The organism is Mycobacterium pseudoshottsii JCM 15466, assembly GCF_003584745.1.
Lineage (GTDB): Bacteria > Actinomycetota > Actinomycetes > Mycobacteriales > Mycobacteriaceae > Mycobacterium > Mycobacterium marinum.
In genome coordinates this window covers 6016736-6037635 of the sequence record NZ_AP018410.1, presented here as the reverse complement: position 1 = coordinate 6037635, position 20900 = coordinate 6016736, and the positions used below count along the sequence as shown (strand labels likewise).

The window sequence follows — 20900 nt, the reverse complement described above, 5'->3', positions numbered from 1 at the left end:
ATGGCTGTCCAGGTGCGCTGGGTGGGCCCAGGGCGGGGCGGCCAGGTGAATTGCGGACGCGCCTCCGGGTGGCTAGGTTGCCGACATGGATGCTGACGGCACGCTAGGTGCGAATGCCGCTGCGATGCTTGGCTTCGCGGAATCGCTGCATGGTGCTGCCGAACATCTTCAAGGCGAACTGGCTGAGCTCGAAGGACAGGTTGGCGACATGTTGGGCGGGTGGCGCGGCGCGGCGGGGAGTGCATTTGCCTCGGCATGGGAATTGTGGCGCCGTGGTGCCGGAGAGGTGCAGTTGGGGCTGTCGATGCTGGCGGAGTCGGTAGGCCAAGCGGGCGCGGGCTATCAGGCCAACGAGGCGGCGTCGGCGCGGGCTCTACGTGAATTGGGCCATGGCTGATCCCTTCCGGGTGGATCCCGCCTCGCTGTCCGATGCGGTAGCGCAGATGGCGGAGTTTGGTCGTCACGCGGAGGCCATGATTGCTGAAATCGAATCCCTGGTAACCAGATTGCACGTGACATGGACGGGCGAGGCCGCGGCAGCCCATGCCGAGGCGCATCGGCATTGGGCCGGTGGCGAAGCGATGATGCGCGAAGCGTTTGCTCAGTTGCGGTCCGCGGGACACAGCGCGCACACCAACTACACCGCGGTCATGTCAGCGAATCAGAGCATGTGGTCATGAGCTGATGGCGCCGCTGGCCGTGGATCCCGCGGCCCTCGATGGCGCTGGCGCCGCGGTGTTGGCTGCCGACGAGGGGCTGGAGCCGGTGATCGCATCCTCTGGTCGTGCTTCTGATGGGGCGGCAGCAAAGGTCCTGGCAGCTATGGAGCTAGCCGAAACAGGCTGTGCGGCAGTGGAGATGAGATTGGACTGTCGCTTCTACGTTTCCAACTGAATGAGAACTCACCAAGGCCGCTTCCACGGACTGTTGTGTGGTAGATGAATTGGTCGATCCGTGCAGGAATGATGAACGAACGGAGTTATCGGGTGAGTGCAGGATTTACGGGCAAGATTTTCCGCACAGCCGAGGAAGCGGAGCGTGAGGGCTTCACAGCGCCGATGGCCGATGAGATTGCACGCGCACAACGTCTTTTCGAAGAGTTTCAAGCGAAAGTAGATGCGGTAGGTCCTGATCGGGTGAAAGAAGTATCGCCCAAATTCTGGGGCGATACATCAGGTCGGGAAACCGGCATCAGCATGGATGGCTAGTTGTAGGATCCGCTGGTAACCGTGCTCAACGAACTTGTCCTCTAATCCGCGAACCGAGGTGTGGTTGGCGACTACCCAGTTGAGCACTTGGGAATTGCATAGCTGATCACAGTGCTCCTGCTGCGGGCCAGCCGGGAAATGGTGGCAGGGTGGGAAAGTCTCAGGGCTCCGGCGTTGTTGATTAGCAGGCTTGTGAGCTGGGGGATTGTGGATTGAGGAGGTCTAGGCGGCGGTTGGCGGTCAAAGCGGTGATCCGGCAGGCTTCGGCGATGTTGTCGGCGCCGTTGAGGCGGTGCAGATTGATCGCGGTGTTGCGTAGCGTTGCTAGGACCTGTGCGCCGTTTCCGGTATGTGCCCTTTGACGGTCTTCGTCGAAGGTGACGTCGCGTATCCAGTGCAGGCTGTTCTCGATTCCCCAGTGTTGACGCATCCAGGTCATGATCGCGGTAGGGCGGGCGTGCTCGAACGGCAGGCTGCAGATGGCATAGACCACCTCCACGCTGCGCTGGTCGGTGGCGGTGATCAAGCGTTCACGAGTGATCCGGATGATTTGTTTTGCGTAGGGGAAGCCGATTCCTCGTGCAGCGGTGATGATTTGCGGGGTGCGGGTCTCGACACGGCCGTGGCCGCGGGAGTCGTCGGTAGCGGCTGCGGGCACCTCGGCCCAGGGCAGCGCGGTGATACGCGCAAATATTTTGGCTTGGTTGGACTTGACGATCATCAGGTAGTGCGACTTCAAGGTGGCGCAGATCAACTTCGCGGTGACGACCTGGGTATGCATCGCATCCACGGTGACCAGCCACCGCAAGCTACCCGGCAGCAGCGTGAGCAGGGCACGTACGCAGGGAATTTCATTGCTTTTCTCGGCGACAGCGAGTTGACCGAGCACCAATCGGGCACGGTGGGCGAACACCGACACGAGATGCGTGGCTGTCGCTTTGGCGCGTAAAGCACCACGCAGCATCTTGCCGTCCAACGCGATCGGCACCAATCCACTGGGGTCGCTGCTGGCCACGTGTGCAGTGAAGTAACTGCCCATCCTGGCGTTGAGGTCGGCGGGGTCTAGCCGAGACAAAACAGCGCGGAAGGTCTTCTCACTGGGCCGCCGGAACCGGACCCCTAATTGGGCCAACACATCATCGGGAGCGGTGGCCGCCCATGTGGCAAAACCAGCATAGCCGCGCATCCCCGCGGCAGTGGCCAGAACCGCGATCGCCAACAAAGCCATCAGCGAATACCTCCGACCGCGTGGGTCCCTCGGGTCTGGCACCGAGGCCAACACATCGAGAAACTCCGATCCGATGAGCTCGCTGCGCTCACCAGGACTCCAGCGGTCGAACACCTCTGGAACCGACGACACAGGCAATACTGAAACGGTAGGCACGGGCAACTCCAGACCAACGACGAACAGTAACCAACTCGATCGTTCTCCAAATAGCCCGTGCCTACACTCCGGCCCCAATAGCGCGGCACCAAAGATCATCAACCCAGCTCACAAGCCTGCTAATCAACAACGCCGGAGCCCTGACCACGTCAGTGTCACGAGTTGTCACAACCCGGTTCAAGGTCGCTCCCGCTGCCTTCAATGCGTCGTCCTGAGAGTGCGCGTACAGCTTCATCGTGAGAGTGGCATCCTTGTGCCCAATCCACGCGGCAATCACCGCTGCTGGGACCCCTTGCAGATGCATCAAAGTCGCGCAGGTGTGCCGCGCTGCGTGCAACTTGATGTGGCGGGCACCTGCGGCTTTAACCGTGTCGCGCCAGTACCGCGACAGGACGCCCGGCGCATACGGCTCCCCGACCTCGTTGCTCACGACGTACGTCCATTCGCCAACGTTAGCGCCCAACGCCAGGCGTTCGGCTGCCTGCTGCACCTTCGCCGACCGCAGCACGTTGACGAGCCGCTCCGGCAATCGGAGGGTGCGTCGCGACGCCGCCGACTTGGGATCGTTCTCAACGGTGCGTCCAGCGGCAGACACCCAATTGTTCGTAATCGCAAGCGTTTTGGCGTCGAAGTCGATATCAGACCAGTATAGACCAACTACTTCTCCACGGCGCAAGCCGGAAAGCGCCAGCTCCCAAGCGTGAGCGAGGCGGTGACCGTCGATAGCCCCAAGAAGGTCACTGACCTCAGCTTCTGTGTACGTATCAACATCTTTGTGGGGAACCGATACACGATTCACCACCTCTGCGACGTTTCGCGGAACTATGCCCTGAACCTTAGCGTCGGCGAGTACCTGCCCGATTGTCGCGATCACCTTGTTAACCGAGTCCGGTGACCATGGCCGCCCCGTCCGTCCATTTATTGTGGTTGCGCCGCCCGCGACGAGGTCTGCGACCAGGCTGTCGACGTGGGCCTTGGCCAGGCGCTGCACAGGGACCGGCCCATAACGCTCGCGAAGGGGCGAAAGATCATAGGCCAGCTTGGCTTTCGATGATTCACGAAGGTTGTGACGGCTCGCGATGTAGTCCTCACAGAGCTCGTCGACTGTCATGTACGAGCGGGCAACAAACTCACCTTTTGCAGCGGCGCTGGAAATCTCGGCGACGGCGGTACGTGCGGCACGCTCGGTCGCGTACCGCCTGCGAGCCTGCTGCCGGCGCCCCGTCGTCGGGTTGATGCCGGCGTCAACGGTAACCTGTTATCACACAACGGCTTTGCCGGTTGTCCGGTCCTTCACCGTGATCTTCTTGATCTGCGGGGGAAGCTGCTGCCTAGTCATTGTTGTCCTCCTCGGACATTGCGGTGCGGTTCATTCCCCACAGCGACTCTTGAGCAGTGCGGATGCGGTTGCGGATAGTTGCGATCTGGTCGGCGTTGCGGTCCAACATCTGCTGAGCGGTATGCATTTCGGTCGGATCACGCTCAACCGTCCGCAGATGATGCACAAGGGAACTGCGGGTGTCCAGCGCCTGGTGAAGCAACGTGATGTTGGCGATCAGCTCCACACCGTCATTCGGCAGCGATGGCTCGCCGTCCAGCCGTCCAGCATTCATGTCGTAGACACGTGGGTTAGAGGTCTCGCCCGACACCCAGCGGATCGACTCACCGTCCGTCGTAAACACATTGGGAAGCACGCTGCTCCCGCTATCAGAAGCCACCTGCGGAAACAACAGCAACAGAGGCGGAACGTCGAGGGCCGCGGCTAGGACCAACACTTCCGCTACGTCGATTTTGCCCGAGCGCAGGTTCGATTCAATCTCCGCGATCGTCCCCCGCGTGATAGGAAAGCCCAGCTCAGCGGTCTTCCGCGACAGTTCGGCGGCGGTGAGGCCCAATGCCTTGCGCCGCCACCCCACGGCAATCCCAAACCAGCCAGCACGACCCGTCTCGTACGCCTTCGCTTGTTCATCAATGTTCGGCATATGGACGCATATACCACACTAGTTGTATCGTTCCGGAGCAGAGCACACGCTCCATGATGTAGCTTTCTGGAGGATTTCAGCTACATACAGGAACTACTATGAGAATGGACATAACACACATTGCACAGCTTCACAGCTTCATAGCTTCATAGCTTCATAGGCGCTGGGCAGAAGCTCGGACTAAGCCGCTCGACGCTCTACTTGGAAATGGAGGCCGGCCGCTTGCAGTTCGTCAAGGTTGGCAAGCGGCGGCTCATCAGTGAGGTGGCGCTGCACGCATACATTGACAGCCTCGTCGCCGAATCCGCCGCGAAGGTGGCAGTCGCTGACCCGACTCCCGAGGCCGCGGAGTGGGGGCGGTGGGGCTCCCGGAAACGATTCGGCAAGCGAAGCGTTGGGATCAGACCAAGCAGGCGTACCTCAATGAGGGGCTGTGCCACCGTTGTGCCGCCCACGCCGCGTGGGGCCACCAGAACAACGCTGGCGGCCGGACGAAGCTGCCGGCTCCTTGTGTGGGATGCGCTCCGCGACTTCGCGACTTCCCCGTGCCCACGACGAGCTCTCTGTGGCGCAAGTTCGACCGCCCGCAGGACCTGATCCGGTCGTTGCCAGCCCTGTACGAGACTCGCTTGAATTCTGTGGAGGACCGTGAAATGGCTGTCAGCGACCAGGAATCGGTGGCCTAGTGACGACGTACACGACCATGGACGACTGCGCGCTGACGCCGCTGGACTGGCGACTACTTGGCACCGCCGCGCCGAAAGACTCGCTCATTCAGGGGCTGACCGACGAGGGAGAGTCGGGCTCCCTCATTGCTCAGGCCGGTGCGGGGAAATCCCTGCTGATGCTCGAAGTGGCGATCAATCTCGCACTCGGCCGACCACTTGTTGGTGAGCCCGCTCGCGAGCCGGTCCCCGTGATGTACGTCGATATGGAGAACACGGAGACGGAACTGGCCAACCGCCTCCACGGCATGGGACACGAGGCGGCTGCGCTGGATGGCGCGCCGCTGTTCTACTTTTCGTATCCCGACCTACCACCGCTCGATACGGCGGTAGGCGGGAGGAAACTCGCCCTCGCCGCCGCACGGCATGATCCGAGCTTGATCATTCTGGACACAATTTCGCGACTGGTCGAGGGCAAGGAGGACAGCGCCGACACCTAGCGGTATTTCTATAACTTCACGATGGTGCCTCTGCGTCGGCAGGGCCGCGCTGTGCTGCGCCTCGACCACCAAGGCCACGATCTGAGTAAGGGCGCTCGCGGCTCGTCGGCTAAGCGAGACGATGTCGATGTCGATGTCGATGGATTCTGAAACGACGGGACAACAACATCACGCTCACGCTCGACAAGGGACGCGGGCTCGGGCACCCGCAGACGATCGAACTGCGGCGTTACTCCGAACCGACACGTCACCTTCTGGCATCCACGACCACGACCACCTCCAAGGTCGGCGACTGCACCGAAGCCCTTGATGCCCTTGGCGTCCCGCTCAGCGCAACCCGCGACCGTGCCGGGAAGGCCCTGCGTGAACACAACTATAAGTTCGGCCAACGACATTCTCGGCCAGGCGTTGCACCACCGAAATTCGTCCGCGTCCTGCCGGACAGACGGGCCGCGCTAGCCACATTCTCCCAGTTCTAGCCATCGTTCTGCCGTCCGTCCAATACACCCCCCTTAAGGGGGTGTGGTGGCCATGCGGACGGACTGCTCAACGAAGCCGGGTCGCGCACTCATCGAAGGGTGGGGGTACCCCCAGGCCTCCGGCGTTGTTGATTAGCAGGCTTGTGAGCTGGGTTGATGATCTTTGGTGCCGCGCTATTGGGGCCGGAGTGTAGGCACGGGCTATCTGGAGAACGATCGAGTTGGTTACTGTTCGTCGTTGGTCTGGAGTTGCCCGTGCCTACCGTTTCAGTATTGCCTGTGTCGTCGGTTCCAGAGGTGTTCGACCGCTGGAGTCCTGGTGAGCGCAGCGAGCTCATCGGATCGGAGTTTCTCGATGTGTTGGCCTCGATGCCAGACCCGAGGGACCCACGCGGTCGGAGGTATTCGCTGATGGCTTTGTTGGCGATCGCGGTTCTGGCCACTGCCGCGGGGATGCGCGGCTATGCTGGTTTTGCCACATGGGCGGCCACCGCTCCCGATGATGTGTTGGCCCAATTAGGGGTCCGGTTCCGGCGGCCCAGTGAGAAGACCTTCCGCGCTGTTTTGTCTCGGCTAGACCCCGCCGACCTCAACGCCAGGATGGGCAGTTACTTCACTGCACACGTGGCCAGCAGCGACCCCAGTGGATTGGTGCCGATCGCGTTGGACGGCAAGATGCTGCGTGGTGCTTTACGCGCCAAAGCGACAGCCACGCATCTCGTGTCGGTGTTCGCCCACCGTGCCCGATTGGTGCTCGGTCAACTCGCTGTCGCCGAGAAAAGCAATGAAATTCCCTGCGTACGTGCCCTGCTCACGCTGCTGCCGGGTAGCTTGCGGTGGCTGGTCACCGTGGATGCGATGCATACCCAGGTCGTCACCGCGAAGTTGATCTGCGCCACCTTGAAGTCGCACTACCTGATGATCGTCAAGTCCAACCAAGCCAAAATATTTGCGCGTATCACCGCGCTGCCCTGGGCCGAGGTGCCCGCAGCCGCTACCGACGACTCCCGCGGCCACGGCCGTGTCGAGACCCGCACCCTGCAAATCATCACCGCTGCACGAGGAATCGGCTTCCCCTACGCAAAACAAATCATCCGGATCACTCGTGAACGCTTGATCACCGCCACCGACCAGCGCAGCGTGGAGGTGGTCTATGCCATCTGCAGCCTGCCGTTCGAGCACGCCCGCCCTACCGCGATCATGACCTGGATGCGTCAACACTGGGGAATCGAGAACAGCCTGCACTGGATACGCGACGTCACCTTCGACGAAGACCGTCAAAGGGCACATACCGGAAACGGCGCACAGGTCCTAGCAACGCTACGCAACACCGCGATCAATCTGCACCGCCTCAACGGCGCCGACAACATCGCCGAAGCCTGCCGGATCACCGCTTTGACCGCCAACCGCCGCCTAGACCTCCTCAATCCACAATCCCCCAGCTCACAAGCCTGCTAATCAACAACGCCGGAGCCCTGGGGAAAGTCTGAACGGGGATGCACGCCGTTGCTGAGAAATAGCCGGCGCTCTAGAGGATCTGGTGCCTTTTCGACACAGGACTGGGCGTCGGCTGGCCGCGATGGCCACTCCGGAAACTCGGTGATTCGGGTTGGAGAGGCGTCGATGATGAGGGCGCCGTCGATTCGCCAGGCGCCGAAGACATCATCGACCGGTGCTGGGGCGGTTCCTTTCTGCACCGGCAGGGGTGGTCCCGTGCCACCTTGTGGGGTGGTCATCGACACCCATTGCATCCCAATCCCGCTAGAAGGAGCCGTGAATGCCGTCTCGTGCATCCAGCCATACTTCCCGTGGCCTAGATCGAGCGCTGTGGTGTAGGCCCACACACACACCACCGCGGTCACCTGCCGATCTATCTCATCAACCCGCAGGATGTGATAGCCGCGGGTACCCACGACGGGGATACCGATGGGGTGTTGGGTGTCCGGCCAGCGATCGCGGGTGCTGTGCGGGTGGCCTTCCGGAGCATTCGGTGGCACCGCCTGGGCGAATCCCGGGTACGCATAGGCGATGTCACCGCCGTAGTCCGCCAGATAGATCGACTCGAGGTAGGCGCGGACCGTGACGGCCGGTGCGGTGAGTAGATCGATGCCCGGTTCGGCACTCCATACCGCGCGCACATCGGCCAGCATTCCCGTCCAGGGCAGCTTCGCTGGCGGTGTGGATGGCTGGGGGCTGGGCGCCGGCCCGCAGCCGCCCAACAATGCAACCAGCAGCATCCCGCACGCCATCGCGAGCCGGAGCCGCCACCGTCTGAGCTTCATCTGCCTGTTCCTAGGGGTTGGGTATTTGGACCACGTCGTTGTAGTGGTTCTGCATATGCGGAATCACGGTTCCATCACCCAGCGCTCCCTGCACCGCATCCCTCAGCTTCTGGTTGTACTCGAAGGTATTCCCGCCCCCACTGATACGCCGATATTCGTCGTACGTCGCTATCCGCAGCGGACTACTCGGGTCGCCGGGAACCGTGTGCACAAAGAAGTCGCTGTCCAGTCCGCTAATCGGGGCGTGGTTTGCGATCAGCCCGTTGAGCACTTGGGAATAGGCGACGCTGTCTGGCATGTTCGCCACGATCTCCGATGTTGTCATGGCTGTCGGCGGGGCACCGATAATGTCCTGCTGCAACGCATTCCCAGCCATGGACACACCCGGACCGGAAAGCTTGCCCACGATGTTGAAGGGCGGTGGCAGCGCACCGCGCGCGATCCCGGCTCCGGTGCTGAGCCCTTTGACGACTGAGCCATACGCCGACTGCTTACGCGCGTAGGCCTCGGCTGCTAGCTGATCCCCGTTGAGCCCCTGGGCGTGGGCCGCGTTGTTGACGCCGCAGTCGACCAAGGCCTTCAAGGTCGCTGCCTGCTGCAAATCGGCATCGTGGGCGACTGCTCCCGGCGTGTGGTTGGCTACCGCTGCGGCGTAGTCGTTTTGGTCTTGCATGATCTGCCGCATCGCGGCCCCGTTGAAGATATCGGAGGTGTCGTTGTCGGTGCTAAGGACAGAGAAAATGCCTTTTGCAACAGGAAGTCTCGTCTCCACGTCCTGGTTCGTGTCCGGGGTGTGAAAGTACTGCGACAAATCATTGCTGTCACCGGCGATGTTGGCGACGTAGGGCGCCAGGCCTTTGGCGAAGTCCTGCACCAACTTCGGGTTCATCTGACCGAGAGTTTGATGTCCCGGCAGGTCGAGCAACTCGTGGGAGTTCTGCCCGAGGTATGCGGCATAGGTTTGGGCGGTCTGGCCGGCGATTCCGGCTTCCGGCCCGGTGGCGTTTTGTGTCCAACTGAACAATGATCCTGCGGCGGCACCGTCGTCTGCCCACGTTTGGTGGGTGATGTTCAGCATGAAGTCTCCGCTGGCGGCGTCGCACATGCCAAGGTCGTTGACCATCCAGTTGACGGCACCATGGTCTCGCCCGGCTGCCCAGAAAACGGCCTCGACCGTCGGGTCGAAGGTGTTGCGGGTCCAATCAAACGAGCTCATGATTTGCGCGCCCTTGTGCAGCAGGTTCTGGTCCAGTGGTGTGTTGTGCTGCAGCATGGGGTTGCCGCCTTTGACGATGTCGGCGATCGTCCTGGTCTGGTCGGCAAACAGGATCTCAGGTGCGGCCAGTGTCCGTTGCACGCTTTCGGGCAGTTGCGCGAACCCACCTTGCACCGTTTCCGACCTTTCCTTGGCACCAGGGTTCAATGGCGTCTTGGGGAAGGAGATCGTCGGCGTGCTCATCAACTGCCAGGAATCGCCGATGACATGTCGTTGGTCGTCGAGGCGTTCTTCGGCCGTCTTGAGATCGTCGATCGACATGCCGTGTTGCTGCGCCTGCATCTGACTCAACACGGACGCCTGTTCTGGCGTCAGTGGTAGATTGCCCGCTCGCTGGTCGGCGGTGATCGAATCCAGCACCGCCGCTACCCGGGCGGCAGCGGCTTTGTCGCCGGCCAGGGCCTTGTGCACATCCTCTTCGGCCTGCTGCGGAGTCTCGGGAGTATGACCGTCGAGGCCGGCTACCAATGTGGTGTCGTAGCCGTCGGTGTGCAAGTTGGACTCGGCCTGCTGCAGTTTGCCCGAGTAATCGTCACGGATGCGTTCGAGGTCGCCTATCGCGGCTCTGGTCTTGTCGATGGCCTCTTGCTCACAACCGGTGATGTACTCCTCGAGCAGGTCACGTTCCACTCGGGTCAGGTTCGGATCCCGCTCCAGCTGAAGGGCTTCGTCGAGCTGATCGTCAATACGATGTAGTTCGTCCTCGAGCGCGGCGAGAGCTGATTTGCCTGAGCGCTGCGCCTCGGCCAGGGTGGCCGCGACATTTTGCAGGTCGGCGGCGATCTTCGGCAGCTGAGCCGCTTGCACGCCCAGCGTGGTGACGGTGCGCCGTACCTCGGCCGAGTCGTTGATCGGATTCTCGCCGTTTTCGTGGGTCCAGGATTTCTCGAAGCGCTCGCGGGCCTGACGGAAGGCGGTGTCGGCCTCGGCCGTGGATTGCCCCGCATCGTGAAACGCCTGTGCAAGATCGGAAATCTGCGCCGGTCGCCCGCTTTGCAGGGTGGCGTTGATCTTCCACGGATCGCCGCCAGCGAAGGTAATCAGCGCAGCCTGGCTTATATGTCGAAGGTGCACTGGGCTATCCGACGAGTGCTACCAGCTGCGTTCGGGGTGTTGTCCAACGCGCTCTCCAGCAGCTACGGCCCTGCAATGTGACGTTGTAGCCAAGCGCACCTGCTTCCTGGCACGACATCATGCTACGAACGGCCCTTCACCCCCCTTCACCCCCTTGTCGATCGGCGGCAACATTACTACCGTGCGTCGGCGCGTCAATTCACTCTCAGCGCTGACCGCCCGTCTGCGCCCCCACTTGTCGAGCCTTCGATACACCGCGGTGGCGATGGCCATCCGATGAAGGGCGGGGTGTATTGCCTTATGAGGCCCGTCGCCGGGGCATCCGGGAGCATCCAAATAAACGGACGCGAATTCGCGCAACTTTGAACGCATTCATTAGTTGGTAGCCGCCGAGGACTAGTGACAATAGCTCGGCGGACATCGATTCTGGCCGATTCATGAAGCCGACTACGCCCAGATATCGGAAGGTGCGCGCCGGCATGAGTTCATGCTTGCCCAGTTGGGAGCAACGCGCGGGATGGTCCGCCCACCCCGCGGCAGCGCACCCAGGAAAACGTGCGTTCCGCGAAATGACCTCTCTCAAGTGTCGCCGGCGACCTCTTAGCTACCTGGTCAGTCGTCGCCAACCGTGTGGTTAGGTGACTAGTCGGCTCCTCCGAGCCGAAGTAATCTCGTCACGGGTGTCGCCATTACCGATGGTGGCCCGGCAATCGAAATGCGCGCGCAAATTCGCTGCAGCTACCCTGTGATGGGCGGGCGACGGTGTCCGCGCCCATGGTGCGCCGTGTTTCGCTGACCCGGAGGTACGGGAGTAGTGGCTTGGGTGTTTGTTTCCAGGCGGAGTGGTCTGCTGACAGACGTGGGCCGGTTTCGGCACGGCGGCGGAGGAATTCTTGACTGATCCGCTGATCCTTCAGACGCTGGCGACCTTGTCCCGCGGGCACGGGCTGTTCGCCGGTCGCTTAGTCGACGAAAGAAGCCGCCACGAGCCGCAGCTTCAGGCACTGGCCGACTCCGTATCGCAGACAGGAGGGGACCGGCTTCCCGATCGGGCCGCAGCGCGATCGCACGCCGTCGTCCAGGCCGTACGACGGTCCATCGACACCGACCGGGAACTCGCGCAGATCATGTCGATAGCCCAGGCCGATCACGCGCTCGCGAGAAGGGCCACGCGCGCCATCCTGCAGGCAGCCCACGCCGATAGCGCGCTTGCGGCCGATACGCCGCTTGGCCGGCGCGAAGCCATGGTCCGCATGGCGGCAAGACTGCGAGCCCAGCGCCGCCACATCGTGCGGTCGCGTGCACGGGCGCGACAACTGGTGTTGCGGCTGCGCCGGCTGCGGTACCTACAGGCAGCCGCTAGGCGACAGCATCATCACGTTTCACCCACGGGCCGGCCCGCTGTGTTGGCGGCGATCCGTAAAGCCCTCGATATCAAGGGTATTCACGACCCTGCAGCACGAGCGCGCTGGACACGCGGGATGGATTTGGTGGCCCGCCGAGAGTCGGGCTACAACGCCAGCGCGGTGAACGACTGGGACGCTAATGCGGCCCAGGGCACGTCGAGTAGGGGAGCGTGGCAGTTCATCGCACCGACCTTCGCGGCCTACCACCAGCCGGGCACCTCGACCAACATCACCAACCTGGTGGCCCAGGCATGCGCGTTCATCAACTACGCGCAGGGCCGCTACGGGGTTGCCGCTGATGCATCGAACCTGGCTGATCGGATCCAGCAAGCCGATCCACGTCGTTCCCCAAGGGGGTACTGAGCAATGCCGTTGAGCTTGTCCAACCGGGACCAAAACTCCGGGCACCTCTTCTACAACCGCAGGCTGCGTGCGGCGACCACCCGCTTCTCGGTGCGGATGAAACATGAGTTCTACTCCCTGGTGGAACGTCACCAGGACGGAACACCGGACATGATTGGCATGGAGGCGGTCAACCAGCTCCTGGTCAAGTTGGAGACCCACCGATTCGATTTCTGTTTCATCGGTGCGGGCTATGAGGATCAGGTCGACGAATTCCTCAGCGTGAATCCGGGTTTGGCCGGACGATTCAATCGCAAGCTGCGCTTTGAGTCCTATTCGCCGACGGAAATCGTCGAGATCGGGCAGCGCTATGCCGCGCCGCGCGCCAGCCTGCTCGATGAGGCGGCGCGCGAGATCTTTTTGGACGCGGCCACCACCATCCGCAACTACGCCACCCCGGGTGGGCAACACGGGATCGATGCCATGCAGAACGGGCGGTTCGCGCGCAACGTCATCGAGCGCGCCGAGGGATATCGGGACACTCGAGTGGTCGCCCAGAAGCGAGCGGGGCGAGCGGTGTCGGTCGAGGATCTTCAGATGATGGCCGCTGGTGATGTCGAAGCCGCGGTGCGCAGCGTGTGCGCGGACAACCGTGACATGGCCGCCATCGTTTGGTGACGGATCGCGCCGGTTGGCGAGGGCAAGCCCCGGCGCGTGGAATGGCATGTGTTCGTGCATCTTTGAATGACACCCGGACCGGTACGGCACTGTGTGCGGAGTCAGTTGCCGACGCCGCTTGGTCACAGTTCAGGATGGACAGGCTGGCACCGGGTTGAATAGCGTCGTTTACGCGCCCGTTACGTCTAAAATGCAGGCAGGACTGACACGAGCGTGCCAGAGCCTCACTGCGGCTAAAGAACGGAGTGATTCCGGGGTGCACCGGACCTTGCTGACGATGGTCGCGCTGGCGTTGCTGACCGCACCGCCGGCTTTTGCAATCGATCCTCCCTCGATTGATCCCGGCGCGGTACCACCGGATGTAACCGGTCCCGACCAACCCACCGAGCAGCGAGTGCTCTGTACCAGTCCCACGACGCTGCCCGATTCCAGCTTTCACGATCCGCCGTGGAGCAACGCCTACATGGGTGTCGGAGAGGCCCACAAGTTTGCGACCGGGGCCGGCGTGACGGTGGCGGTGATCGATACCGGCGTGGACGCCTCACCACGGGTCCCGGCCGAGCCGGGCGGGGACTTCGTCGATCAGGCCGGCGACGGACTGTCGGACTGTGATGCGCACGGCACGCTCACGGCCTCGATTATCGGCGGGCGCCCCGCACCGACCGACGGTTTCGTCGGGGTTGCCCCCGACGTGCGACTGCTTTCGTTGCGCCAGACATCGGAGGCCTTCGAACCGGTTGGCTCGCAACCCAACCCCAATGATCCCAACGCGACGCCGGCGGCCGGGTCCATTCGCAGTCTTGCCCGTGCGGTGGTGCATGCGGCCAACTTCGGGGCGGGAGTGATCAACATCAGCGAGGCGGCGTGTTACAAGGTGAGCAGGCCGATCGACGAAATAAGTCTGGGCGCGGCCATCGACTATGCGGTCAACGCCAAGAACGCCGTGGTCGTCGTCGCCGCGGGTAACACCGGCGGCGACTGCTCGCAGAATCCGATGCCCGACGCGTCGACACCCAATGATCCCCGGGGCTGGAACAAGGTGCAGACCGTGGTCACACCGGCTTGGTATGCGCCCTTGGTGCTGACTGTCGGGGGCATCGGCCAGAACGGGGTGCCGAGTTCGTTTTCCATGCACGGACCGTGGGTGGGGGTAGCGGCACCCGCGGAGAACATCATCGCGCTCGGTGATCACGGCGAACCGGTCAACGCCCTGCAAGGTCGAGAAGGACCCGTGCCCATCGCCGGCACCTCGTTTGCGGCGGCCTATGTCTCCGGTCTGGCCGCGCTGGTCCGGCAACGGTTTCCGGAACTGACGCCGGTGCAGGTGATGAACCGGATCACCGCCACCGCGCGACATCCCGGAGGCGGTATCGACAATCTCGTCGGCTCCGGCGTGGTCAATGCCGTCGCGGCGCTGACCTGGGACATCCCGCCGGGCCCGGCCTCGGTGCCCCCCAGCGTCAGACGACTACCGCCCCCACGCATCGAACCCGGCCCGGATCACCGCCCGATCACCATGGTGGCGGTGTCGCTACTGGGGCTGACGCTGGTGCTCGGATTGGGCACGTTGGCCGCCCGGGCGCTGAGGCGCCGATGAGGAACCCCTTCAGTTCAATACGGTTCCGGGTCAGCACCGGCCACACACTTGTCGTTGCGGTGCTGGCGCCGCCCTGCATCATGATGTTCCTGCACATGCGCTACTGGTGGGTGGGCATCGCGCTGGTAGCGCTGGGCGTCATCGTGGCGACGGTGACTTTTTCCGGTCGTCGGGTCACCGGGTGGGTGGCCACCGTGTTCGCCTGGCTGCGTCGGCGTCGCCGACCGCCGGATGTGCCGTCCGAACCGGTGGTCGGTGCCACCGTGAAGCCGGGTGATCACGTCGCGGTGCGTTGGCGACGCGACCACCTGATTGCGGTGATCGAGCTCAAGCCCCGCCCGTTTACCCCGACGGTCATCGTCGACGGCAAGGCTCACACCGACGACGTGCTGGACACCCGCCTACTCGAGGACCTGCTGTCGGTGCATTGCCCGGACCTGGAAGCAGATGTGGTCTCGGCGGGCTACCGCGTTGGCAACACCGCCTCCGAAGAGGTGGTGAGCCTTTACCAGCGGGTGATCGGCGCCGATCCGGCTCCGGCAAACCGGCGGACGTGGATCATGCTGCGAGCCGACCCGGAACAAACCCGCAAGTCTGCGCAGCGTCGCGAGGCCGGCCTCGCCGGTTTGGCTCGCTATCTGGTGGCGTCGGCGACTCGCATCGCCGATGGCCTGGCCAGCAACGGCGTCGACGCAGTATGCGGGCGCAGCTTCGACGACTACGACCGCGCCACCGACATCGGTTATGTGCGGGAGAAATGGTCGATGATCAAGGGCGCTGACAGCTACACCGCCGCCTACACCGCGCCCGGCGGCCCGGATTTGTGGTGGTCCGCACGAGCGGACCACACCATTACCAGGGTCCGGATTGCTCCCGGGATGCCGCCGCGGTCCACGGTGTTGTTGACCACAGTGAGAAAGCCCAAGACTCCTCGGGGCTTCTCGCGCCTGTTCGGCAGTCAGCGGCCGGCGTTGGAAGGGCAGAGCCTGGTGGCCAATCACCACTGCCAACTGCCAATCGGATCAGCGGGTGTGTTAATCGGTGAGACCGTGAACCGCTGCCCGGTGTACATGCCGTTCGATGACGTGGATGCGACCGTCAACCTGGGGGACGCCCAGACCTTCACCCAGTTCGCCGTGCGTTCGGCGGCTGCCGGGGGCGCCGTCACCGTGGGACCACACTTCGAACAATTCGCCAGGCTCATCGGTGCCCATGTCGGCGCGGAGGCCAAGGTGGTGTGGCCGAACGCGACGACCTATCTGGGCGCGCACCCTGGTATCGACCGGGTGATCCTGCGTCACAACTTGGTCGGCACCCCACGACACCGCAAGCTGCCGATCCGGCGGGTCTCTCCACCGGAGGAAAGTCGCTTCCAGATGGCCCTGCCCAAGTAGGTCCAAGTGAGCTGGAAGAGGCGGCGAAATTTTTTGGTGCAGCAAGCGGTCGTTTCAGCGACGATAATGGCATGGAGCACTAAGGAGGACGATCCGACATGAGCCAGCCGCAGACCGTAACGGTGGATCAGCAGGAAATCTTGAACAGGGCAGACGAGGTGGAGGCGCCGATGGCGACTCCGCCCACTGATGTGCCCCAGGCACCGTCCGGCCTCACGGCAGCCAACAACGCGGCCGAGCAACTGGCGATCTCCGCCGACAACGTCCGCCTATACCTGCAGGCAGGCGAGCGGGAACGGCAACGTCTGGCGACGTCGCTGCGCAACGCCGCCGCGGCGTATGGCGAGGTCGAGGACGAGTCCGCAACCGCGCTCGATAACGACGGTAATGGCGAGGTCGACGCCCAATCTGCGGGCGGCGCCGGCGCCGGCCAGACCGATTCGCTGGAGGAAACCCCGAAGGTGGCGGCCGCGGGTGAATCAGACTTCACCGACCTCAAGACCGCGGCGACAAAGCTCGAATCCGGTGACCAGGGCACGTCGATGGTCAACTTCGCCGACGGGTGGAACAACTTCAACCTGGCTCTGCAACGGGACATCAAGCGGTTCCGGATCTTCGAGAACTGGGAGGGAGACGCCGCTACCGCCTGCGAGGCCTCGCTGGACCAGCAGAAGGACTGGATACTCCACATGGCCAAGCTGAGTGCATCGCTGGCCAAGCAGGCCAATTTCATGGCGCAACTGCAGCTGTGGGCCCGGCGAGGGCACCCCACCCTGGCCGACATCATCGAACTCGAGAGACTGGCGAAAGACCCGGACTATCAAGAGCAAGCCATCAAGCTCTACGCCGAGTATCAAGAGACCTCGGAGAAGGTGTTGAGCGAATACAACACCAAGGCAGATCTCGAGCCGGTGAATCCGCCGAAGCCTCCGGAGGCGATCAAGATCGACCCACCGCCACCCGCGCAACCTCAGGGCCTGATCCCCGGCTTCTTGATGCCGCCCAGCGACGGTTCCACCGGGCTGGCGTCGGGAATGACGCCGCCGATGATTCCGCCCACCGGTGGAGCGGGCGGTACACCGGACGTCAACACCGCCGAGCTCACCTCGGCGGGTCGCGAGGCGGCGTCCAACCTGTCCAAGGGCCTCGGCGTCAAACCGATGTCTTTGGGCGGCGGCGGTGGTGGTCTCGGCGGCGTGTCCATGGGTGATGCGCCTCTGGCTGGCGGCGAGTCCGTACGACCGGCCGCGGCAGGCGACGTCGCCGGTGCCGGCCAGGGTGCTGGCGCCGCAGGTCGCGGAATGGCCGGGGGTGGCATGGGAATGCCGATGGGCGGCGCCGACCAGGGCCAGGGCGGCGCCAAGTCCAAGGGCGCTCGACAAGACGAGGAAGCGCTCTACACCGAGGACCGCGAGTGGACCGAGGCCGTAATCGGTAACCGCCGCCGTCAGGACAACAAGTAGCCGTTAGGACAGTCGTCAGGACAGTAAGGAGTCAAGGTGACCAGCATGGAGATGGACCCCCAAGTCGCGCAGGTGTTGGCGTTGGCAGCACGGTTCCAGTCGGCCTTGGACGGAACGCTGAACCAAATGAATACCGGCAATTTCCGTGGCAAAGACGACACCGAGACGGTCGAGGTCACGATCAATGGGCACCAGTGGCTCACCGCTGTGCGCATCGACGACGGCCTGCTGAAGGAAGTTGGTCCGGAGGTCGTTAGTGCGCGGGTCAACCAGGCGTTGAAGAACGCCCAGGACGCCGCATCCAAGTACAACGACGCGGCGGGAGAAAAACTAACCGCAGTGTTGTCCTCAATGTCTCAAACAATGAACAACGGGATGGTCTGATCCGTCCCTGCGCCGGGGTGGAAACAGTCCCCTCGGCGCGCCTGTCAGCGGCTTTTGGTTCGCGCTAGCGGACCATTGACGCGACCGCCGTGGTGCCTCCCTGTCGCGGCGTCTGCGTCGTTCTGCGCGCGGCTCAAGCCTGCGCGAAATCTCTCCGATACGGCGGTCTGCCGTGCTGTGGTGTCATTTTCGTCGGCCCGTCCCGATCCCCAAATTGGCGCATCTAGCTGGTCTTAAGCTCGGTTAGGCTTGTTAACCATGACGTCCGGTACCACTGACCAGCTGACGCGGCCCGCAAGCCAGCGCAACGGCGGTGCGGTGTGCGCGCCGGTCCAACGATCCACTGCGGGTACCTACCTGACAGGTCTGGTCGCTGCGGCCTGGATGCTGCGGGGAGGAGAGTAGGCGATGGGTATTCCGAGGCCGACGGGGGAGTACGCCGGGCGGATGCTCGAGGCGGGTGGGTGGCCCGACGCCGACGAGGACATCCACTACGACCGGGCTCGCGAGTACAACCGGGTCCTGCACCTGTTTACCGACGTGATGGACGCCTGCCGGCACCAGCAGGTCGAGGTGTTCGACGGTGGTGTCTGGTCCGGTGGTGCTGCCAGTGCGGCCAACGGTGCGCTGGGCGGGAATCTCAAGCAAATGGGCACGCTGCAGGACTATCTCGCCACGGTTATTACCTGGCACCAGCATGTGGCCGGGTTGATCGCCGAGGCGAAGGCAAACATTGACAACAACGTGGACGGTGCTCATCGCGAAATACGGGTTCTGGAGGGCAACGCCGACCTTGATCCCGAGGAGCGCAAGGCGGCGATCGCATCCCTGATCCGTTCAGCTCACGAGGCCAACTCAGGTCTGGTGGCCGAAGCCGCTGAGCAGGTTCTGGCATCCAGAAACTGGAAGCCGCCGCACAATGCGCTCAAGGATCTGCTGCACCAGGTGACGCACCCGGCACCGGGCATTCCGTCCGTGACCGTGCCGACACCAGGACAGCCAACCCCCGGGGCACCCGGACCCAAGCCATTCGAACCCACGCCGGTCAACCCGCACAAGCCGGTTACCCCTGGCGGCCCGGGCACGCCGGTGAACCCGACGCCGGGTACTCCGGTGGTTCCGACACCCGGCGGGCCACCGCACCCGGTTACCCCGGGCATCCCGGTTACTCCGATCACCCCGGGTACTCCGATCACCCCGGGCACCCCGGTGACGCCGATCACCCCGGTCACCCCCGGCAAGTCGAAGCCAGGGAAACCCGACACCCCGGTCTTGCCGGTCGAGCCAACCCCGGCCCCGGCGCCGGCACCAGCGCCGGCACCGCAGCCCGCGCCCGCTCCGGGGCCCGGTCCGCAGCCGGCGCCCGCCGACCCGGGTGCGAGTCCGCAGCCCGCGCCGTCGCAGCCGGGGTCGCCGTCCACGCCGGGGCAGCCCTCAACCGACCCGGCTCACGTGAAGCCGGCAGCGGCAACGGAGACGTCCACGGCACCGTCAACCCAGCCGTCGGGACCTTCGGGCCCTGCGCACGGCGACGACTCCTCGGGAGGGGCCGCGGCCGCACCTGCCGCCAGCGCGATGCCGGGCGGCGGTCGGGGAGTGTCCGCTGGATCAAGCTCGGGTCTGTCCTCGGCCGGAGCGAGTTCGAGCACAAGCCAGTCAGCGGCCTCGGGCGCCGGCTCGCGTGCCGCCGCGGGGCGCGCACCGGTGGAGTCGGGCGGCCGGGGCCCCAATACGGCCGCGCCGCGCCCGGTAGCGGCTCGCACCGCATCGCCGACCCGTCCGGCTCCGGAGCGACCCAAGCCGGACGAAAAAGAGAAGTCCGAAGCGCCCGATGCCGTTACGCCATCGCCGATGGTTCCGGTCTCGGCGGCGCGCGCCGCGCGCGATGCCATCGCTTCGGCGTCTCGTCGCAGTCAAAAGAAGGACCCCTTGCGCCTGGCGCGACGCATCGCGGCCGCGTTGAACGCGCCCGACACCTACAACAAGGGCGACTACGGGTTCTTCTGGATCACCGCGGTGACCACCGACGGCGACATCGTGGTGGCCAACAGTTATGGGCTGGCCTACATACCCGAGAATGTCGAGCTACCGCACAAGGTCTACATGGCCAGCGCTGACCATGCGATCCCAGCAGATGAGCAGGCCCGGTTCGCCACCTACCCGGTGTTGGCCGTGCAGGGTTGGGCGGCGTTTCACGACTTGAAGCTGCGCGCGGTGATCGGGACGGCCGAACAATTGGCCAACTCGGACGCGGGCGCGGCCAAGATCATCCTGGAAGCCGACGACATTCCGGAGAGCGGCAAGATGACCGGACGTCCGCGGCTCGAGGTGGTAGACCCCTCGGCGGCGGCCCAGCTGGCAGAGACCGAAGATCTGAGGCTGCTGGAGTTGCTGCCGCCGGCGCCGGCCGACGCCAATCCGCCAGACGACGAGCGGCACATGTTCTGGTTCGACCTGATGAAGCCGATGACGAGTAACGCCACCGGCCGTGAGGTCGCGCACCTGCGGGCATTCCGCGCCTATGCCGAACACTGGCAGGAGATCGCGCTGCACCAGGCCTACAGCGCGGCAGACGCTGAAGCCCAGCGGCCGGCGGTCGCCGACTGGCTGTACTGGCGTTATGTCGCCGGGCTGCTTGCCAACGCTTTGGCGGACGCATCCTGAATTCGGAGTGATCCCAGGGCTCCGGCGTTGTTGATTAGCAGGCTTGTGAGCTGGGTTGATGATCTTTGGTGCCGCGCTATTGGGGCCGGAGTGTAGGCACGGGCTATCTGGAGAACGATCGA

The 20900-nt window shown here is 63.8% G+C and carries 19 protein-coding genes and 2 pseudogenes; 16 read left to right on the top strand and 5 right to left on the bottom strand.

The genetic code is table 11. From position 1 onward, the window contains the following. Positions 1 to 85: 85 nt before the first annotated feature. From MPSD_RS27690 to MPSD_RS27675, 4 genes are read left to right on the top strand one after another with little or no spacing between them, the layout of a single operon-like run. Positions 86 to 397: a WXG100 family type VII secretion target gene (locus tag MPSD_RS27690; RefSeq protein WP_020785473.1), complete on the top strand. Its 312-nt coding sequence runs from the start codon at positions 86 to 88 to the stop codon at positions 395 to 397. Beyond that, on the top strand, positions 390 to 680 hold the full coding sequence (locus MPSD_RS27685; protein ID WP_086085130.1) for a WXG100 family type VII secretion target: 291 nt from the start codon (positions 390 to 392) through the stop codon (positions 678 to 680). Before MPSD_RS27690 ends, MPSD_RS27685 begins: the two co-directional genes overlap by 8 nt. A 4-nt stretch (positions 681 to 684) precedes the next feature. Continuing rightward, on the top strand, positions 685 to 894 hold the full coding sequence (locus tag MPSD_RS27680) for a hypothetical protein (protein WP_020785475.1): 210 nt from the start codon (positions 685 to 687) through the stop codon (positions 892 to 894). Positions 895 to 938: 44 nt separating this feature from the next. After that, the gene (locus MPSD_RS27675; protein ID WP_232022699.1) at positions 939 to 1208 is read left to right on the top strand and encodes a hypothetical protein; all 270 of its coding nucleotides are present in this window, start codon (positions 939 to 941) and stop codon (positions 1206 to 1208) included. A gap of 181 nt (positions 1209 to 1389) precedes the next feature. On the opposite strand, the gene MPSD_RS27670 is transcribed toward MPSD_RS27675, so the two are convergent. From MPSD_RS27670 to MPSD_RS27655, 3 genes are all read right to left on the bottom strand, one after another. Then, entirely contained in the window at positions 1390 to 2592 is a 1203-nt protein-coding gene (locus tag MPSD_RS27670) for an ISAs1-like element IS2404/ISMul1 family transposase (RefSeq protein ID WP_420811988.1), read from the bottom strand. A gap of 61 nt (positions 2593 to 2653) precedes the next feature. Beyond that, positions 2654 to 3703, bottom strand: coding sequence for a tyrosine-type recombinase/integrase (locus tag MPSD_RS27660; RefSeq protein ID WP_232022697.1), 1050 nt, complete (start codon positions 3701 to 3703; stop codon positions 2654 to 2656). 220 nt (positions 3704 to 3923) lie between these two features. After that, positions 3924 to 4574 (bottom strand): helix-turn-helix domain-containing protein, encoded by a 651-nt coding sequence (locus tag MPSD_RS27655; RefSeq protein ID WP_020785478.1) that lies wholly within the window; start codon positions 4572 to 4574, stop codon positions 3924 to 3926. A 207-nt stretch (positions 4575 to 4781) separates the two neighbouring features. On the opposite strand from MPSD_RS27655, the gene MPSD_RS27650 reads away from it, so the two are divergent. The 3 genes from MPSD_RS27650 to MPSD_RS27635 all read left to right on the top strand — a co-directional run bounded on the left by MPSD_RS27650 (position 4782) and on the right by MPSD_RS27635 (position 7676). Further along, a complete protein-coding gene (locus tag MPSD_RS27650) occupies positions 4782 to 5171 on the top strand; it encodes a hypothetical protein (RefSeq protein ID WP_119571751.1) in 390 nt (129 codons plus the stop codon). Positions 5172 to 5259: 88 nt separating this feature from the next. Continuing rightward, positions 5260 to 5739 carry an ATP-binding protein gene (locus MPSD_RS27645; RefSeq protein ID WP_131807407.1) on the top strand — a complete coding sequence of 160 codons (480 nt, stop codon included), beginning with the start codon at positions 5260 to 5262 and terminating at the stop codon, positions 5737 to 5739. Positions 5740 to 6473: 734 nt separating this feature from the next. Beyond that, positions 6474 to 7676, top strand: a complete 1203-nt coding sequence (locus tag MPSD_RS27635; RefSeq protein ID WP_420811989.1) for an ISAs1-like element IS2404/ISMul1 family transposase — start codon at positions 6474 to 6476, stop codon at positions 7674 to 7676. On the opposite strand, the gene MPSD_RS27630 is transcribed toward MPSD_RS27635, so the two are convergent. Next, a complete protein-coding gene (locus MPSD_RS27630; protein WP_232022695.1) occupies positions 7673 to 8500 on the bottom strand; it encodes a hypothetical protein in 828 nt (275 codons plus the stop codon). The two genes, MPSD_RS27635 and MPSD_RS27630, sit on opposite strands and share 4 nt — an antisense overlap. Before the next feature lie 10 nt (positions 8501 to 8510). Then, entirely contained in the window at positions 8511 to 10850 is a 2340-nt protein-coding gene (locus MPSD_RS27625; RefSeq protein ID WP_086085813.1) for a putative alpha/beta hydrolase, read from the bottom strand. A gap of 893 nt (positions 10851 to 11743) precedes the next feature. Here MPSD_RS27625 and MPSD_RS27620 point away from each other — a divergent pair. From MPSD_RS27620 to MPSD_RS28330, 9 genes and pseudogenes are all read left to right on the top strand, one after another. Next, the gene (locus MPSD_RS27620; RefSeq protein ID WP_086085812.1) at positions 11744 to 12619 is read left to right on the top strand and encodes a transglycosylase SLT domain-containing protein; all 876 of its coding nucleotides are present in this window, start codon (positions 11744 to 11746) and stop codon (positions 12617 to 12619) included. A gap of 3 nt (positions 12620 to 12622) precedes the next feature. After that, a pseudogene (locus MPSD_RS28530) lies at positions 12623 to 12727 on the top strand (hypothetical protein); the annotation flags it as partial. After that, positions 12725 to 13276 (top strand): annotated as a pseudogene (locus tag MPSD_RS27615) (type VII secretion AAA-ATPase EccA); the annotation flags it as partial. The pseudogenes MPSD_RS28530 and MPSD_RS27615, both read left to right, overlap by 3 nt. A gap of 256 nt (positions 13277 to 13532) precedes the next feature. Next, positions 13533 to 14873 carry a type VII secretion system ESX-1 serine protease mycosin MycP1 gene (mycP1, locus tag MPSD_RS27610; RefSeq protein WP_020785484.1) on the top strand — a complete coding sequence of 447 codons (1341 nt, stop codon included), beginning with the start codon at positions 13533 to 13535 and terminating at the stop codon, positions 14871 to 14873. Then, positions 14870 to 16267 carry a type VII secretion protein EccE gene (eccE, locus tag MPSD_RS27605; RefSeq protein ID WP_020785485.1) on the top strand — a complete coding sequence of 466 codons (1398 nt, stop codon included), beginning with the start codon at positions 14870 to 14872 and terminating at the stop codon, positions 16265 to 16267. The genes mycP1 and eccE overlap by 4 nt, the downstream gene beginning before the upstream one ends. 98 nt (positions 16268 to 16365) lie before the next feature. After that, positions 16366 to 17730, top strand: coding sequence for an EspB family ESX-1 secretion system-associated protein (gene espB / locus MPSD_RS27600; protein ID WP_020785486.1), 1365 nt, complete (start codon positions 16366 to 16368; stop codon positions 17728 to 17730). A 45-nt stretch (positions 17731 to 17775) separates the two neighbouring features. Beyond that, entirely contained in the window at positions 17776 to 18114 is a 339-nt protein-coding gene (locus tag MPSD_RS27595) for a YbaB/EbfC family nucleoid-associated protein (protein ID WP_036426087.1), read from the top strand. Between the two features lie 258 nt (positions 18115 to 18372). After that, entirely contained in the window at positions 18373 to 18519 is a 147-nt protein-coding gene (locus tag MPSD_RS28335) for a hypothetical protein (RefSeq protein ID WP_153234315.1), read from the top strand. A 3-nt stretch (positions 18520 to 18522) separates the two neighbouring features. Continuing rightward, positions 18523 to 20778, top strand: coding sequence for a secretion protein EspK (locus MPSD_RS28330; RefSeq protein ID WP_165601486.1), 2256 nt, complete (start codon positions 18523 to 18525; stop codon positions 20776 to 20778). Positions 20779 to 20900 lie beyond the last annotated feature (122 nt).